Below are 15,074 nucleotides of genomic sequence, written 5' to 3'. Positions count from 1 at the left end.
GGCGAGCCGCCACGTCGGGGAGTGCTCCAGCGGGTTGCCCGCCGCCTCGCCGTGTTCGGCGATCATCTTGCGGGCGGCGTCGATGTCGTCCGGGGTCTTCAGGGCGAGGGTCTGCACACCCGGCAGGGCGCGCTTGGCCAGGCCGACCAGGGTTCCGGCGGGGGCGACCTCGATGATCGCCGTGGCGCCGAGCTCCTTGAAGGTCTCCATGCACAGGTCCCAGCGGACCGGGTTGGAGACCTGGGAGACGATCCGCTTGATGACGTCCGTGCCGCTGTGCACGACCTGGCCGTCGGCGTTCGAGACGTAGCGGGTGCGCGGGTCGCGCACGGTCACGCCGGGAACGAGCGCTTCCAGGGTGGAGACGGCGGGCGCCATGTGGTGCGTGTGGAACGCGCCCGCGACCTTCAGCGGCAGGACCCGCGCGCCCTCGGGCTTGTCGTCCTTGAGCGCGGCGAGCTGTTCCATGGTGCCGGCGGCCACGATCTGGCCGCCGCCGTTGCTGTTGGCGGGGGTGAGGCCGTGCTCCTCGATCTTGGCGAGCACGGTTTCCGGGTCGCCGCCGAGGACGGCGCACATCCCGGTCTCGGTGACCGCGGCGGCCTCGGCCATCGCCAGGCCGCGCCTGCGGACCAGGGCCATCGCGGACTCTGCCGTGATGACGCCGGTGCCCGCGGCGGCGGTGATCTCACCGACGCTGTGTCCGGCGGCGGCGCCGACGAGGCGCTGGCCGTCGGAGGGGTGGGGGAATATCGACAGGGCGGAGACGAGACCGGCGGCGACCAGCAGGGGCTGGGCCACGGCGGTGTCACGGATCTCCTCCGCGTCGGCCTTGGTGCCGTAGTGGACGAGGTCCAGGCCCGCGACGGCCGACCACCAGTTCAAGCGGTCGGCGACACCGGGAAGTTCGAGCCAGGGACTGAGGAAGCCGGGCGTCTGAGCGCCCTGGCCGGGAGCGACGAGTACGAGCACCTTCACACTCTCTCTCGCCGAGGGGGTCCGGTGCGCGTGGGGACGCGGACGAAGAACTCACAGGCGATTTGTAGGCACCCAACAACTACCTAGAGCGGCTGCTCGGCGTCCGACAGTCGTCCGAGGATAAGGGCCGTACGCAGAGTGAATGCCGAACGTACATCGGAAGGCGACCAGCCGGTGACGTCAGTCACACGTCGCAGCCGGTAGCGGACGGTGTTGGGGTGAACGAACAACATCCGTGCCGCACCCTCCAGGGAGGAGGCCTGTTCGAGGTACACGGACAGTGTTTCCAGCAGGGCGGAGCCCGCTTCCTCCAATGGTCTGTAGATCTCCTCCACCAGCTGGTCGCGGGCCGTTGTGTCTCCGGCCATCGCCCGCTCCGGCAGAAGATCGTCCGCGAGAACGGGACGGGGGGCGTCGGGCCAGGCGGCGCAAGCCTTCAGGCCCGCCGCCGCCGACTGTGCGGAGCGTGTCGCCGACAGCAGATCGGGCACCACGGGGCCCACCACGACCGGCCCCGGGGCGAACGGACCGATCAGCGCGCGCGCGGTGTGCAGAGGGTCGGTGCTCCCCCCGGCGATCACCACCAAGCGGTCGCCGAGCACCCCGGTGAGCACCTGGAGCCTGGCGTGCCGGGCCGCCCGCCGGATCGCGTCCACGGTGAGCTCGCTGTCCCCGTCGGGCGCGGTCCCCAGCACCACGAGGACCTGTTCGGGCGCGTTCCAGCCGAGCGCGGCGGCCCGGGAGAGCACACCCTCGTCGGCCTCGCCCGACAGCACCGCGTTGACCACGAGCGACTCCAGGCGGGCGTCCCAGGCGCCCCGCGCCTCCGCCGCCTGGGCGTACACCTGCGCGGTGGCGAAGGCGATCTCCCGCGCGTACACCAGCAGCGCCTCCCGCAGCAGCGCCTCGTCCCCGGGCGCCGCGACCTCCTCGATGGCCTCCTCCATGACCTCGATGGTCGTGCGCACCATCTCCACCGTCTGGCGCAGCGTGATCGCCCTGGTCAGCTCACGCGGCGCGGTGCCGAAGACGTCGGTGCTGATCGCCTGCTTGGTCTCGGGGTGGCGGAACCACTCGGTGAACGCCGCGATGCCCGCCTGGGCGACCAGGCCGATCCACGAGCGGTTCTCCGGGGGCATCGCCCGGTACCACGGAAGGGATTCATCCATGCGGGCGATGGCGGCCGCGGCGAGCGATCCCGCGGACTTCTCCAGACGGCGCAGGGTGGCCGCGTGACCGACGCGGCTGTCGTCGTCGCGGTCATTCGGGGCGGAGGGGGAGGCTTCAGGCACAGACACAAGCCTGCCTTACCGCAGGCAGTGCTCAGGTACGGGGTGCTCACGGAATACGGGAGGATGACGTCGGAGGTGGCACGTGATGGCGGTCGACGTGAGGCGGGGCAGCGAGCGGCTGACGGGGGGCTCCGAGGGCATCGTGTCCCGGTACGCCTTCTCGTTCGGCGACCACTACGACCCGCGGAACATTCACTTCGGGCCGCTGATCGCGGTCAACGAGGAGTGCCTGGAGCCGGGCGCGGGCTTCGGCGAGCACCGGCACCGGGACACCGAGATCGTCACCTGGGTCGTCGAGGGCGAACTGGAGCACCGGGACTCGGCCGGGCGCGGGGGCGTGGTGCGGCCGGGCATGGTGCAGCGGATGAGCGCGGGCGGAGGCGTGACGCACACCGAGCGGAACGTGGGCGCCTCACCCGTGCGTTTCGTGCAGATGTGGGTGCAGCCGGACGCCTTCGGCGGTGATCCCCGGTACGAGCAGCGCGTGGTGGATCTCGGCCGGGGCGGGCTGGTGACCGTGCTGCGGCTGCCGCACGCCACCTTGCGCGCGGCCCGTCCGCGCGGTGGAGAGGAGGTGGAGCTGCCGTCGGCGCCGTTCGTCTACCTGCATGTGGTGCGCGGGTCCCTGCGGCTGGACGGGCACGAACTGGGTCCGGGGGACTCGGCCCGCATCACGGACGCGGCGGGTGAGCGGGTGTTCGTGCCCGAGGGGGCCGAGTTCCTGGTGTGGGAGATGCGCAAGGATCTGAGCTTCGGATAGCCGTTGTCCTGGCTACGGCCGGGGCAGTCCGGCCAGGACCGCGTCCGTGAACGCGGGCCACAGAGGGACCGCCCAGGGGCCGAAGTCGCGGTCGGTCAGGCAGACGCAGGCCGCGTCCGCCGAAGGATCCACCCACAGGAACGTTCCGGACTGCCCGAAGTGCCCGAAGGTGGCCGGGGAGGAGGCGGAGCCGGTCCAGTGCGGGCTCTTGTGGTCGCGGATCTCGAAGCCGAGGCCCCAGTCGTTGGGCCTTTGGTGCCCGTAGCCCGGCAGCACCCCCTTGAGGCCGGGGAAGGCGACTCGCGTGGCCTCGGCCATGGTCGAGGGGTCGAGCAGGCGCGGGCTCTGAAGCTCGGCGGCGAACCGGGCCAGGTCGTCCGCGCTGGAGTACGCGCCCCACGCGGGAGAGCCGTTCAGCGTCGTCGAGGCCATGCCCAGCGGCACCAGGACCGCCTGGCGCAGATACTCCTCGAACGGTATCTCGGCGGCCTTGGCGACGGTGTCCGCCAGCACCTCCATGCCCGCGTTCGAATACAGGCGGCGCTCACCGGGAGGGGCCACCACCCGGTGCTCGTCGAAGGCCAGACCGGAGGTGTGCGCGAGCAGATGCCGCACCGTGGCCCCCTCGGGACCGGCCGGGTCGTCCAGCGCGAGCGCGCCCTCCTCGACGGCGATGAGCGACGCGTAGGAGGTCAGCAGCTTGGTGACGGACGCCAGGCGGTACGGGCGGTCGGTGGGGCCGTGCGCGCCCAGCACCGTTCCGTCCCGACCCACCACCACCGCGGTGGCGTTCTCGACCGGCCAGCTGTCCATCGCCCGCAGACTCTCCATGACGGTGACTCTAACCGGACGGAAAACCACCTCCGAATCCGCTTGCTTGGAGTGCACTCCAAGTAAGTAGCTTTGAGGGCACCGCGAGGGCGGCAGGCAGGCAGTCGAGTCGAACCGGGATGGGGTAGCCGTGTCGTTGCTGGAGACGCTCGAGGCACAGGAGACCGAGAACCCGGCCACCGCCGGTTGCGCGGAGCCCATCCGCTTCCCCCGTCCCGACGGCGAGGACCGCTACCTGATCAGTGAGGTGGCCGAGTACACGGGCCTGAGCCCGCACACCCTGCGCTGGTACGAGCGGATCGGGCTGATGCCCCACGTCGACCGCTCGCACACCGGGCAGCGCCGCTTCGCCAACAAGGACCTGGGGTGGCTCGACTTCGTCGGCAAGCTGCGGCTGACCGGGATGCCGGTGGCGGACATGGTCCGCTACGCCGAACTGGTGCGCGAGGGCGAGCACACATTCGTCGAGCGGCGGGAGCTGCTGGAGGCCCATCGCGAGGTCGTGCACAACCGGATCGCCGAGCTCCAGGACTCCCTCACGGTGCTGGACCACAAGATCGGTACATATGCGGGCGCCACCAGGGCGCAGGAGAGGGTTTGATCTCACGATGACGAACGGCTCGACCACAGAGAGCTCGAACAGCACGGCAGGCACACTTCCCACCGCCCCGCTCGGCACCGACGGCCCCCGGGTCGGGGTGCAGGGGCTGGGCTGCATGGGCATGAGCGAGTTCTACGGAGCCACCGACGAGACGCAGGCCCGGGACACCCTCCAGGCCGCGCTCGACGCGGGCGTCACGATGTTCGACACCGCCGACGTCTACGGCAGCGGTGCCAATGAGGAGTTCATCGGCCCCTTCGTGCGGGCCAACCGCGACCAGGTGCTCCTGGCCACCAAGTTCGGCATAGTGCGCAAGGCCGACGACCCCCACTACCGGGGCGTGCGCGGCGACCGCGAGTACATCCGCGGAGCCGTCGAGGGGAGCCTGCGGCGGCTCGGTGTGGACGTCATCGACCTGTACTACGCCCACCGCCGGGACCTGACCGTGCCCATCGAGGAGACCGTGGGCGCGATGGCCGAGCTGGTCGCGGAGGGCAAGGTGCGCCACCTCGGCCTGTCCGAGGTGACCGGTGCCGAGCTGCGTGCCGCCCACGCCGTGCACCCGATCGCGGCGCTCCAGTCGGAGTGGTCGCTGTTCAGCCGCGACGTGGAGCGCTCGGCCGTGGGCGCGGCCAAGGAGCTGGGAGTGGCCTTCGTGCCCTACTCGCCGCTCGGCCGAGGCTTCCTGACCGGCGCCTTCGCCGACGCCTCCAAGGACTTGGAGAGCGGTGACTTCCGGCAGTACCAGCCCCGCTTCACCGGGGAGAACGCCAAGGCCAACGCCGCCCTGCTCGAGCCCGTGCACAAGATCGCGGCGAGCCACGGGGCGACGGCGGCGCAGGTCGCGCTCGCCTGGGTACAGCAGCGTGCCGAGGTGCACGGCCTGAGCGTCGTCCCGATCCCCGGCACGCGCAAGCGCTCGCGGCTGCTGGAGAACGTCGGCGCCGTCGGGCTGACACTGAGTCAGGACGAGCTGGCGCAGCTCGAGCCGATCGCCGAACAGGTGACGGGCGACCGCTACCCGGACATGAGCTCGACGTCGGCGGCGCGCGAGGGCTGATTGCGTCCGGGCGGAGTCGGCCCTCTCCGATCGGGACCGGTCGGCCCGACCCGGGCGGAGCGGGGGCACGGGCCGGGTCCGCGTGGGCTCACACCTCGGGGGCGGGGACGTCGGTGGTGACGTTCCCGCCCCCGTGACGTGCGGCCGCAGGCGCGGGTGCCTGCGCCGCCTTCAGGGCGGCGACCTCCCCGCGCAGCGCCCGCACCTCGGTCACCAGTTCCTCCAGGACCTGTTGGCCGCGCCTGCCCTCCGCCTCCTCCTCCTGGAACCGGGCGATGAACCAGGCCGCGATATTGGCGGTCACCACACCGAGCAGGGCGATGCCCGAGAGCATCAGCCCGACGGCGATCAGCCGCCCCCGGCCGGTGGTCGGGGCGTGGTCGCCGTAGCCGACGGTCGTCATGGTGGTGAAGGCCCACCACATGGCATCGTCGAGGGTGCGGATATTGCCGTTGGGGGAGCCTCGTTCGGCCTCGAGCACACCCAGGGCGCCGAAGACGAGCAGGGTGAAGACCGAGCCCACCACATAGGTGGTCAGGCGCACCTGATCGGCCAGGCGCACCCGCTGCCCCACCAGAAGGACCGCGGAGACGACCCGGAGCAGGCGCAGCGGCTGCATGATCGGCAGCAGGACGGTGATCAGTGCCAGCGGGTTGCCGCGCACGAACCGCCAGCGGTGCTCGGCGAGGGACAGCCGCCCCACGTAGTCGGCGCCGAACGCCGCCCAGACCACCCACTCCACCCAGGTCGCCACATGGTGCACCCGGTGGTGGCCGGGCATGAGGATCGAGACGGCGTAGGCGGCGGTGAACAGCACGGCGAGCGCGAGCAGCGGCCCCTGAGTGTGCCGTTCCCAGCGCGCCAGACGGATCTCTCCGGCCTCCTCGAGGCGCTCGGTGTCGATGCCCACGATGTCGATCCCCGCCACCCCCGACCGCCCTTTCGGCTCCGCCGCTTGCACAGCGGACGCGTTTGCGTCGGACGCTTTCACGGCGGATGCGTTCGCGTCACGCGCGTGGGCCGTGTTCGCGTCATGCGCGTTCGCCTCGGCCGCGTCCACCGCGTCGGCGCCGTTCACCTGGCCGTACTCACAGCTCGGCGAGGAGGTCGGCCTTCTTCGCGGTGAACTCCTCGTCCGTCACGAACCCCGCGCTGTGCAGTTCGCCGAGCTCCCGGATACGGGCGGCGACCTCGCTCGGCGCGGGGCGCTCCAGGGGGTCGAGCGGTGGGACGGCGGAGGTGGCCATGGGCGCGGAGCCGATGGCCTCGAGCACGCTCGCCGCGAACGGCAGCGACTCGTGCACCAGCCCGTAGCCGATCCCGAAGGTGACGGCCGCGGGGTCGTGCGAGGCGTCGGCGGGCTGGTCCTCGCCCCGTACCAGCAGCCGCAGATGGCCGCTGAGCACGTCGGGGGAGTGCCATTCGACCCCGGCCAGCTCCGACACCTCGAACGTCTGGTCACCGGCCTTCCACTTGGTGGAGGAGGCACCGCTCCAGAACAGGCGGAAGGTCACCGCGCGGCCGTCGAACGTGGCCTTGGCGTCGATGCCCTTGAACTGCAAGGGGGGCGGGGGAGCGGTCACCAGGTAGCGCTGGGGCGGCGGCCCCGAACCGTCGATCGCCGAACGCAGGCGGTCGGCGCAGGACTCGGCGAGGAGCGCCCGTTCGCCCGGGAGCACCAGGCGGTAGGGGTCGCTGACCTCCTTGAGCTGGTCCGCGGCCGCGTCGATCAGCGGATCGGCTCCCGGGCGGGGCCGGGCGCGCAGCACGACCGTGCCGCGTCTGCCCGGGGCGAGCGAGACCCCGGCCAGGGCCTCGTAGGGGATCCGGCGCTCCGCCAGCACCTGGAGAAGCTTCGGCGTGCGGATCCCCCGGTCGTAGCGGATCAGTACCGAATCCGCGCCGAACTCCCATGCGGCGTTGCTGCCGGCGAGCACGTCACCCATGCAGGCCATCGTAGGCGCGGGGCGGGGAGCCGTCCTGGGCTCGGACGCTACGCGCGTCGAAATCCGCCTCCCTCAACGCTGCTCGCGCAACGCATGTTTCAAACGATGCCCGTGGTGCAGGTGTTACCCGTGGCGCATGAGACGGACCAGTACTTGCCGACGGCGAGGCGGGCGAAGTTGCGCAGGCTCGCCGTGCCGGGTTCGAGGTATCCGGCGTGGCCGTGGGCGTTGTCCGCGTCGACCACCCGTGCGCCGAAGCCGGGGGAGACCGGGTCCGCGCCGTGCCCGAGCCCCGCGAACTCCAGATGGGGCACGTCCTCGATCCAGTCGCTCGGATCCCTGGCGGCCCACACACGGGCGTCCGTGTGCAGGTCGGAAGCCCGGTCCACGCGCATACCGGGGCTGCCGAAGACGGCGATGTCGGAGACCTTGTGCTTGGGCAGCCCCGCCGCCGCCATGCCGCACACGACGGAGCCGTAGCTGTGGCAGAACAGCGAGGTCGAGACCTTCCGCGGCAGCGCGGCCACCAGTTGCTCGAGCCGGTCGGCGCCCTGCGAGGCGAGGGTGCCGGTGGCCGCGTCCACCCCTATCCCCACCGGAGTTCGGTAGTCGGCCCAGGCGATCATCGCGATACGCGCCTTGGGATCGGTACGGCGCGCCGAGTTGTAGAGCGAGCGCGCCATGCCGACCGGCGCCGTCCGCGGCTTGTCGGTCCGCTCGAACGACAGCAGGTCGACATCCACACCGGGCACGAGGACCGACACGCGGTCGGCGGTGTTCAGGTTGCCGAAGACCTCGGCCGCCTTGCCGCGCCCCGACGGGTCGAAGGAGAAGATCTGCCGGCCGGCATGGAGGAGCGAGAGGTACCGGTGGACCCGCCGCCGGGACTCCCAGCGGCCCGCGTCGTTCAGCAGGGCGGTGTGCTGGCGGCGCCGCTCCGCCTTGAGCGCGCGGTGGATGGAGATGCGGTTGGCGCGGTAGCGCAGCGTCGCCGGAGCGCCGTTGAGGTTCCCCACCACGAGGGGGTACCGATGCGCCAGCCGGGCCCGCTGATGGGCTGTGAGCGTCGCGAAGAAGTGCGCGATGGTCTGCGGCGGTGCGTCGGGGCGGGGCAGCCGGTGCGCGTTGACCGAGCCGTGCAGCCACGCGGACAGCGCCAGGGCTCTGGGGTCCTTGGCCTGGCCCAGGTGGCGCTGGGCGGTCCAGCCACTCGTGGCCAGGAGAAGGAACACGACGGCGAGCGCCAGCAGCGCCCGGCCCGGAGACGTCACATCCTGGGCCACAGCGCGCAGCCAGGCCCACCCGACCGAGCGGGGCGAGACCGTGCCTGGGGAATCCGTTTGCGACGAGGAGCCGCTCAGCTGCTCGTCGAGGGAGTTGAGAACATTCACCGCGGCCCACCCTAGGAGAGTGAAAGGCGCCTGCGCACGTTCGGTGAGTCAGGTCACGTACAGATTTACGCAAACTCACTCGGTCGCGTTCACTTCGGGTGACCAGGCCACTCGCGTAGGCGAACATGACGGGCCGTCTGTTGTCACATAGGTCCGATTTCATCATGTATGACCGGATAGTGATTCCGGGGGATGTGTGACTCGCGCAACTGTCGGGTGGGCTCGCCCGATCGGCGGGGCCGCTCGAACGGACCGAACGGTTGACCGATCGAGCAGTCGGGCAGCCGACGGGTGGCCCGGGCTCGGCCGCCCGGCGGTTCCTGGGCCGACTTCCGGGGCGGGCTTCTCGGGCGGCTTCTGCGGCGGCTTCTCGGGCGGCTTCTGGGTCTACCCGGGCGGGCCCCTCACCTGATCGGGTGTCGGCCCCCGCGATTTCGGCACCTGGTCGGCCGCTCGTCCGGGTGGTCGGAGCCGCGAGATCTTGGCAGCGGGGACGGGGCGGAGGAAGGCTTGGGGCATTCGGGGACGCCGGGCGGACGGCGTCCTTCCACTCGAGTTCTCCGGGGGAGCTGATCCATATGCGACGTGCCATCATCGCCGTTCTGATCACCACGGCGGCCCTGGCCGCTACGACGACTACGGCCATGACCGCGCCAGTGACGAGCGCCGCCGCGCGGGCCGCGAGGAGCGGCGCCCCGGGCGGCACGCAGGCTGCCGCAGCAAAGGGCGGCGGCGTTGCGGGCACCGCCCACGGCCGCCGGGCGGGGGCCGCCGCGGGCGCCACGTGCGATCGAGGGGAGTTCTGCGCCTGGACCGGTCTGAACCATGGCGGGCAGCGGTACACCTGGGACCTGTCCACAGCCGGCATCGAGAGCTGTGTGCCGTTACCGCAAGGGGTGAGCGCGCGGTCGTTCGCCAACCGCATCGGGCGGCCGGTCACCACCTACCAGGACCGTGAGTGCGGCACGGAGGGCGAGTTCGACACCTATCCGGGCGACGGCACTTGGGTCCCCGAAGCGCCCTATGTCGTACGGGCGTTCCAGGTCTGGGAGAACTGACCGGACATCGGGGAGAACCGAGGGAGAACCGACGGGGGCATGGGCCGGAGGTCCGGGGGAAGCCGACGGAGAGGAGACAGCAGCCCCACACCCAACCCCACACCCAAGGAGACATGATGTCGAGCTTCGGGCACAGCAGGCGGACAGGTGCGGCTCGCTCGGACGCGAGCGGCATGGCCGTAGCGGGACTGGTCTGCGGAATCGTCGGACTCTTCGTCCTGAGCATCGTGCTCGGGCCGCTGGCGATCGTCTTCGGCTGGCTGGCCATGGGCCGCAGGTGGAGTGGCGGAAGGCCCGGCATGGCGACGGCGGCGTTCGTGCTCGGCTGGATCGACACCGTCCTGGCGGTGATATGGCTCAGCACCGCGGCGACCACCGGAATGCTCTTCTGACGCGGCCGCCCAGCCCGCACGCAGCCCGGCCCCTCACACAGCCCCGCCCCTCACGCGGCCAATCCCCCACGCAGCCCCGCCCCTCACGCAGCGGGGGCGGGGGCGGCCGGACGGAGAGTCCGGCGCACCACCGCCCCTGTCGCAGGCGTGGTACCCCTGTCGGGGTTGGTACCCGGCGCTCAGCGCGCCTCGCTGTGAGGCGCTCCGGTGCCAGGTGCCGCCACCGTCAGGCGTCGCCGCCGGCGGCGCCCGGGTCGGCAGCGGCCACATCGAGCAGCTGGTAGCGGTCGATCGCCGACTTCAGCGCGGAGCGGTCGATCTTCCCCTCCTTGGCGAGCTCGGTGAGCACGGCCAGGACCACCGACTGGGCGTCGATGTGGAAGAACCGCCGGGCAGCGCCACGGGTGTCCGCGAAGCCGAAGCCGTCGGCGCCCAGCGACTGCCAGGTGCCCGGCACCCAGCGCGAGATCTGGTCCGGCACCGCCCGCATCCAGTCCGACACCGCCACGAACGGGCCCTCGGAGCCCTGGAGCTTGCGCGTCACGTACGGGACACGCTGCTCCTCCTCCGGGTGGAGGAGGTTGTGCTCCTCCACGGCCACCGCGTCGCGGCGCAGTTCGTTCCAGGAGGTCGCCGACCAGACATCCGCCTTGACGTTCCACTCCTCGGCGAGGATCCGCTGGGCCTCCAGGGCCCAAGGAACGGCCACGCCGGAGGCGAGGATCTGCGCCGGGATCCCGCCCGACTCACCGGCCTTGTACCGGTACAGGCCCTTGACGACGCCCTCCGCGTCGACGCCCTCGGGCTCGGCGGGCATCACCATGGGCTCGTTGTACACGGTGAGGTAGAAGAAGACGTCCTCACCGTGCGGGTGCTCCGGCGTGGAGCCGTACATCCGCTCGAGGCCGCTCTTGACGATGTGCGCGATCTCGAAGCCGAACGCCGGGTCGTACGCGACGGCGGCCGGGTTGGTCGAGGCGAGCAGCTGCGAGTGGCCGTCGGCGTGCTGCAGGCCCTCACCGGTCAGGGTGGTCCGGCCGGCGGTGGCGCCGAGGACGAAGCCGCGCGCGAGCTGGTCGGCCATCTGCCAGAACTGGTCACCGGTGCGCTGGAAGCCGAACATCGAGTAGAAGACGTAGACCGGGATCAGCGGCTCGCCGTGCGTGGCGTAGGCGGAGCCTGCCGCGATCAGCGATGCCGAACAGCCCGCCTCGGAGATGCCGTCGTGCAGCATCTGCCCGCTCGCGGACTCCTTGTACGCCAGCAGGAGCTCGCGGTCCACGGACTCGTAGGTCTGGCCCATGGGCGAGTAGATCTTCGCCGAGGGGAAGAGCGAGTCCATACCGAAGGTGCGGTACTCGTCCGGGGCGATCGGCACGAAGCGCTTGCCGATCTCCTTGTCCCGCATGAGGTCCTTCAGCAGCCGGACGAACGCCATGGTGGTGGCGATCTGCTGGTTGCCGGAGCCCTTCTTCAGGGCGGCGTAGGCCTTGTCGTCCGGGAGGTTCAGCGGCTTCGACCGCACGACGCGGGTCGGCACGTAGCCGCCCAGCGAGCTGCGGCGGTCGTGCATGTACTGGATCTCCTCGGAGTTCCGGCCGGGGTGGTAGTACGGCGGCGCGCCGGACTCGAGCTGCTGGTCCGTGATCGGGATGTGCAGCCGGTCGCGGAAGCGCTTGAGGTCCTCGACCGTCAGCTTCTTCATCTGGTGCGTGGCGTTGCGGCCCTCGAAGTTCGGGCCCAGCGTCCAGCCCTTGACCGTCTGCGCGAGGACGACGGTCGGCTGGCCCTTGTGCTCCTTGGCCGCCTTGAACGCCGCGTAGATCTTGCGGTGGTCGTGCCCGCCGCGGCCGAGGTGCAGGATCTGGTCGTCGCTGAGGTTCTCGACCATCTTGCGCAGGCGGTGGTCGTCACCGAAGAAGTGCTCGCGGATGTACGCGCCGGTCTCGGTGGCGTACGTCTGGAACTGCCCGTCCGGGGTGTTGTTCAGCTTGTTGACCAGGACGGCGTCGACGTCCTGCGCCAGCAGCGGGTCCCAGGAGCGGTCCCATACGAGCTTGATCACATTCCATCCGGCGCCGCGGAAGTAGGCCTCCAGCTCCTGGATGATCTTGCCATTGCCGCGGACCGGGCCGTCGAGGCGCTGCAGGTTGCAGTTGACGACGAAGGTGAGGTTGTCCAGGCCCTCGCGCGCGGCCAGGCTGAGCTGCCCGAGCGACTCCGGCTCGTCCATCTCGCCGTCACCGAGGAATGCCCACACGTGGGAGTTCGCGGTGTCCGCGATGCCGCGGGCCTCCATGTACCGGTTCATCCGGGCCTGGTAGATCGCGCCCAGCGGGCCGAGGCCCATGGACACGGTCGGAAACTCCCAGAAGTCCGGCATCAGCCGCGGGTGCGGGTAGCTGGACAGACCGTGGGGGGCCTTGGACTTCTCCTGCCGGAAGGCGTCGAGCTGGTTCTCGCTGAGCCGGTCCAGCAGGAAGGCGCGGGCGTAGATACCGGGGGAGGCATGGCCCTGGAAGAAGATCTGGTCCCCGCCGTCACCCCTGTCCTTGCCGCGGAAGAAGTGGTTGAAGCCCACGTCGTACAGGGAGGCGGAGGAGGCGAAGGTGGCGATGTGACCGCCCACGCCGATGCCGGGCCGCTGCGCGCGGGAGACCATCACCGCAGCGTTCCACCGGGTGGCCGCGAGGACCTTGCGCTCGATCTCCTCGTTGCCGGGGAAGAACGGCTCGCTCTCGGTGGGGATGGTGTTGATGTAATCGGTGCCGCGCAGGCCGAGGCCGCCGATCTGCTTCTCGCGGGCACGCTCAAGGAGACGCAGCATGAGGTAGCGGGCGCGCTCGCGGCCGCGTTCGTCCGCGACGGCGTCGAGCGACTCAATCCACTCGCCGGTCTCTTCCGGGTCGATGTCCGGGACCTGGCTGGGCATGCCGCCGATAATGATCGGGTTGCGATCGGATCCGGAAGCCACGCTGTTCCTTCACTGTCGGTCTAACTCTGGTGTGTCGCGCCGCCTCCATCGTGTACCGCGCTCGCGGATACGTCATCTCTACTGGGCGGTAACTGCCACTCCGTGAGACGCGGCCGCGGAAAGGGGTGTCTCCGCGGCCAGGCGGGGGCCAAATCGTCACTCTACGCCCGCGGGGTCGATGCCCGGACCACGGCTGGTGGAGCGACGCGCGGAGCCGGGTTCACGTACGGCCGTTCGGCGGTGTGGCATATCTGGGCGACATAAGTCAGCCATTGTCGGGAAAGCGGGCAGAATCCAGGAAGAAGCACCGCAAACGCCAGTGGCCTGTATCACTGGCTTCCGTGCGGGATAGGGCGACACGTCAACGTTTGGGCGGGATCGCCCGCCGGGTACTTGCGCGATCCGCCCGGCCCGTGTGGACTACGGCCACAGCCCCGGACGGAGGTCGGGGGCGAAGAACATACCGAAGACAGGAGGCAATCCGTGAGCGCGACCGCGGGCCACGCGGAGTCCAACCCGGCAAGCCGGTTGGGATTCCAGCCCGGACAGGTGGTCCAGGAGCTTGGTTGGGACGAGGACTCCGACCAGGAGCTCCGGGAGAGTATTGAGGAGCTCACGGGCACGGAGCTCGCCGACGAGGACTACGACGACGTCCCCGACGCCGTGGTGCTGTGGTTCCGCGAGGACGACGGCGACCTGACCGACGCCCTGGTGGATGCCACTTCCGCCGTTGACGACGGCGCCCCGATCCTGCTGCTGACGCCGAAGACCGGCCGTCCGGGATACGTGGAGCCGAGCGACATCGGCGAGGCCGCCGCGACCGCCGGCCTGGCCCAGACCAGCAGCTTCAACGCCAGCAAGGACTGGTCGGGCAGCCGCCTGGTGACACCGAAGGCCGCGCGCTCCGGAAAGCGCTGAGCCACACCGGACCCGTACCGCACTGGAGGCCCCGCCGTACCAACGGCGGGGCTTCTTCATGCCCGCAGTGCGCATGCCCGCAGTGCGCATGCCCGCACGCCGCATGTCCGCGTTCCGCATGTCCGCGCTCCGCGCCCCGGCCCGCGGCCGCCCCGCCGGCCACCGGGTTCTCGGGGCCGGCGGGGCCGCCGTTCCGTCCGGGCGCCGGGTCTCTCGGGACCGGGCCGTGGCCGCCGGGGCGCCGGGGCGCCGGGATGGGGCCGGGCGATCACCGCCCGGGCTCCTGGTGCCAGACTGTTCCCGACGTCCGGCACCGATGCCGGACGGGGTGGATTCCACGAAGGGATGTGCGCTCATGGCGATCGAGGCCGGCGTTGTAGCACCGGACTTCGAGCTCAAGAACCAGCACGGCGAGCTGGTTCGCCTGTCCGACTTCCGCGGCAGCGAGACCGCCCCGGGCAAGAACGTGGTCCTGCTGTTCTACCCGTTCGCGTTCACGGGTGTGTGCACCGGTGAGCTGTGCGCGGTCCGCGACGAACTCCCGCGGTTCGTCAACGACGACGTGCAGATCCTCGCGGTCTCCAACGACTCCCCGTTCACCCTCCGCGTCTTCAGCGAGAAGGAGGGCCTGGACTACCCGCTCCTGTCCGACTTCTGGCCGCACGGTGACGTTTCCCGGGCCTACGGCGTCTTCGACGAGGGGAAGGGCTGCGCCATGCGCGGCACGTTCGTCATCGACAAGGAGGGCATCGTGCGCTGGACGGTCGTCAACGCGATCTCCGACGCCCGTGACCTGAAGGAGTACCTCAAGGCCCTCAACGCCCTGTAAGGGCCTGCGTAACGGGTCCCCACCCGGGCGACCCGACTACTAGG

The 15,074-nt window shown here is 70.8% G+C and carries 13 protein-coding genes and 1 pseudogene; 7 read left to right on the top strand and 7 right to left on the bottom strand.

The genetic code is table 11. The features are described from left to right. Positions 1 to 39: 39 nt before the first annotated feature. Together IEY86_RS01335 and IEY86_RS01330 are read right to left on the bottom strand one after the other, a co-directional pair. Positions 40 to 972, bottom strand: a pseudogene (locus IEY86_RS01335) (ACP S-malonyltransferase); the annotation flags it as partial. Between the two features lie 89 nt (positions 973 to 1,061). Then, complete coding sequence (locus tag IEY86_RS01330; protein ID WP_189129555.1) at positions 1,062 to 2,270, bottom strand: PucR family transcriptional regulator; 1,209 nt, start codon at positions 2,268 to 2,270, stop codon at positions 1,062 to 1,064. A gap of 85 nt (positions 2,271 to 2,355) precedes the next feature. Here IEY86_RS01330 and IEY86_RS01325 point away from each other — a divergent pair, with 85 nt between their 5' ends. Next, positions 2,356 to 3,030 (top strand): pirin family protein, encoded by a 675-nt coding sequence (locus tag IEY86_RS01325; RefSeq protein WP_189129554.1) that lies wholly within the window; start codon positions 2,356 to 2,358, stop codon positions 3,028 to 3,030. A 12-nt stretch (positions 3,031 to 3,042) separates the two neighbouring features. On the opposite strand, the gene IEY86_RS01320 is transcribed toward IEY86_RS01325, so the two are convergent. Beyond that, complete coding sequence (locus IEY86_RS01320) at positions 3,043 to 3,861, bottom strand: serine hydrolase domain-containing protein (RefSeq protein WP_189129553.1); 819 nt, start codon at positions 3,859 to 3,861, stop codon at positions 3,043 to 3,045. Positions 3,862 to 4,060: 199 nt separating this feature from the next. Here IEY86_RS01320 and IEY86_RS01315 point away from each other — a divergent pair, with 199 nt between their 5' ends. Next, positions 4,061 to 4,462, top strand: a complete 402-nt coding sequence (locus IEY86_RS01315) for a MerR family transcriptional regulator (RefSeq protein ID WP_229698090.1) — start codon at positions 4,061 to 4,063, stop codon at positions 4,460 to 4,462. Positions 4,463 to 4,469: 7 nt separating this feature from the next. Continuing rightward, positions 4,470 to 5,522, top strand: a complete 1,053-nt coding sequence (locus IEY86_RS01310; RefSeq protein WP_189129552.1) for an aldo/keto reductase — start codon at positions 4,470 to 4,472, stop codon at positions 5,520 to 5,522. Between the two features lie 88 nt (positions 5,523 to 5,610). On the opposite strand, the gene IEY86_RS01305 is transcribed toward IEY86_RS01310, so the two are convergent. From IEY86_RS01305 to IEY86_RS01295, 3 genes are all read right to left on the bottom strand, one after another. Further along, a complete protein-coding gene (locus tag IEY86_RS01305) occupies positions 5,611 to 6,441 on the bottom strand; it encodes a potassium channel family protein (RefSeq protein WP_229698089.1) in 831 nt (276 codons plus the stop codon). A gap of 169 nt (positions 6,442 to 6,610) precedes the next feature. Further along, positions 6,611 to 7,468 carry a DUF4429 domain-containing protein gene (locus IEY86_RS01300; RefSeq protein ID WP_189129551.1) on the bottom strand — a complete coding sequence of 286 codons (858 nt, stop codon included), beginning with the start codon at positions 7,466 to 7,468 and terminating at the stop codon, positions 6,611 to 6,613. A 98-nt stretch (positions 7,469 to 7,566) separates the two neighbouring features. Then, entirely contained in the window at positions 7,567 to 8,760 is a 1,194-nt protein-coding gene (locus IEY86_RS01295) for an alpha/beta hydrolase (RefSeq protein ID WP_189129733.1), read from the bottom strand. Positions 8,761 to 9,437: 677 nt separating this feature from the next. Here IEY86_RS01295 and IEY86_RS01290 point away from each other — a divergent pair. Together IEY86_RS01290 and IEY86_RS01285 are read left to right on the top strand one after the other, a co-directional pair. After that, complete coding sequence (locus IEY86_RS01290; protein ID WP_229698065.1) at positions 9,438 to 9,917, top strand: peptidase inhibitor family I36 protein; 480 nt, start codon at positions 9,438 to 9,440, stop codon at positions 9,915 to 9,917. Positions 9,918 to 10,030: 113 nt separating this feature from the next. After that, positions 10,031 to 10,309 carry a DUF4190 domain-containing protein gene (locus IEY86_RS01285; protein WP_189129550.1) on the top strand — a complete coding sequence of 93 codons (279 nt, stop codon included), beginning with the start codon at positions 10,031 to 10,033 and terminating at the stop codon, positions 10,307 to 10,309. 226 nt (positions 10,310 to 10,535) lie between these two features. Here IEY86_RS01285 and aceE read toward each other — a convergent pair whose 3' ends face one another. Next, positions 10,536 to 13,283 (bottom strand): pyruvate dehydrogenase (acetyl-transferring), homodimeric type, encoded by a 2,748-nt coding sequence (aceE, locus tag IEY86_RS01280; protein WP_189129549.1) that lies wholly within the window; start codon positions 13,281 to 13,283, stop codon positions 10,536 to 10,538. A gap of 483 nt (positions 13,284 to 13,766) precedes the next feature. Here aceE and IEY86_RS01275 point away from each other — a divergent pair, with 483 nt between their 5' ends. Both IEY86_RS01275 and IEY86_RS01270 read left to right on the top strand, forming a co-directional pair. After that, a complete protein-coding gene (locus IEY86_RS01275) occupies positions 13,767 to 14,201 on the top strand; it encodes a DUF3052 domain-containing protein (protein WP_189129548.1) in 435 nt (144 codons plus the stop codon). 355 nt (positions 14,202 to 14,556) lie between these two features. Beyond that, the gene (locus IEY86_RS01270; RefSeq protein ID WP_189129547.1) at positions 14,557 to 15,030 is read left to right on the top strand and encodes a peroxiredoxin; all 474 of its coding nucleotides are present in this window, start codon (positions 14,557 to 14,559) and stop codon (positions 15,028 to 15,030) included. Positions 15,031 to 15,074: the final 44 nt, after the last annotated feature.

The sequence above is a fragment of the Wenjunlia tyrosinilytica genome (assembly GCF_014646055.1).
GTDB lineage: Bacteria > Actinomycetota > Actinomycetes > Streptomycetales > Streptomycetaceae > Wenjunlia > Wenjunlia tyrosinilytica.
The sequence above is the reverse complement of the archived record's forward strand: the minus strand, read 5'-3'. Positions and strand labels throughout refer to the sequence as shown.

Coding starts and splice junctions, on each gene's coding strand:
- IEY86_RS01285 (WP_189129550.1), top strand. CDS start 10,031: ATGATGTCGAGCTTCGGGCACAGCAGGCGGACAGGTGCGGCTCGCTCG.
- IEY86_RS01270 (WP_189129547.1), top strand. CDS start 14,557: ATGGCGATCGAGGCCGGCGTTGTAGCACCGGACTTCGAGCTCAAGAAC.
- IEY86_RS01300 (WP_189129551.1), bottom strand. CDS start 7,468: ATGGGTGACGTGCTCGCCGGCAGCAACGCCGCATGGGAGTTCGGCGCG.
- IEY86_RS01320 (WP_189129553.1), bottom strand. CDS start 3,861: ATGGAGAGTCTGCGGGCGATGGACAGCTGGCCGGTCGAGAACGCCACC.
- IEY86_RS01290 (WP_229698065.1), top strand. CDS start 9,438: ATGCGACGTGCCATCATCGCCGTTCTGATCACCACGGCGGCCCTGGCC.
- IEY86_RS01325 (WP_189129554.1), top strand. CDS start 2,356: ATGGCGGTCGACGTGAGGCGGGGCAGCGAGCGGCTGACGGGGGGCTCC.
- IEY86_RS01310 (WP_189129552.1), top strand. CDS start 4,470: ATGACGAACGGCTCGACCACAGAGAGCTCGAACAGCACGGCAGGCACA.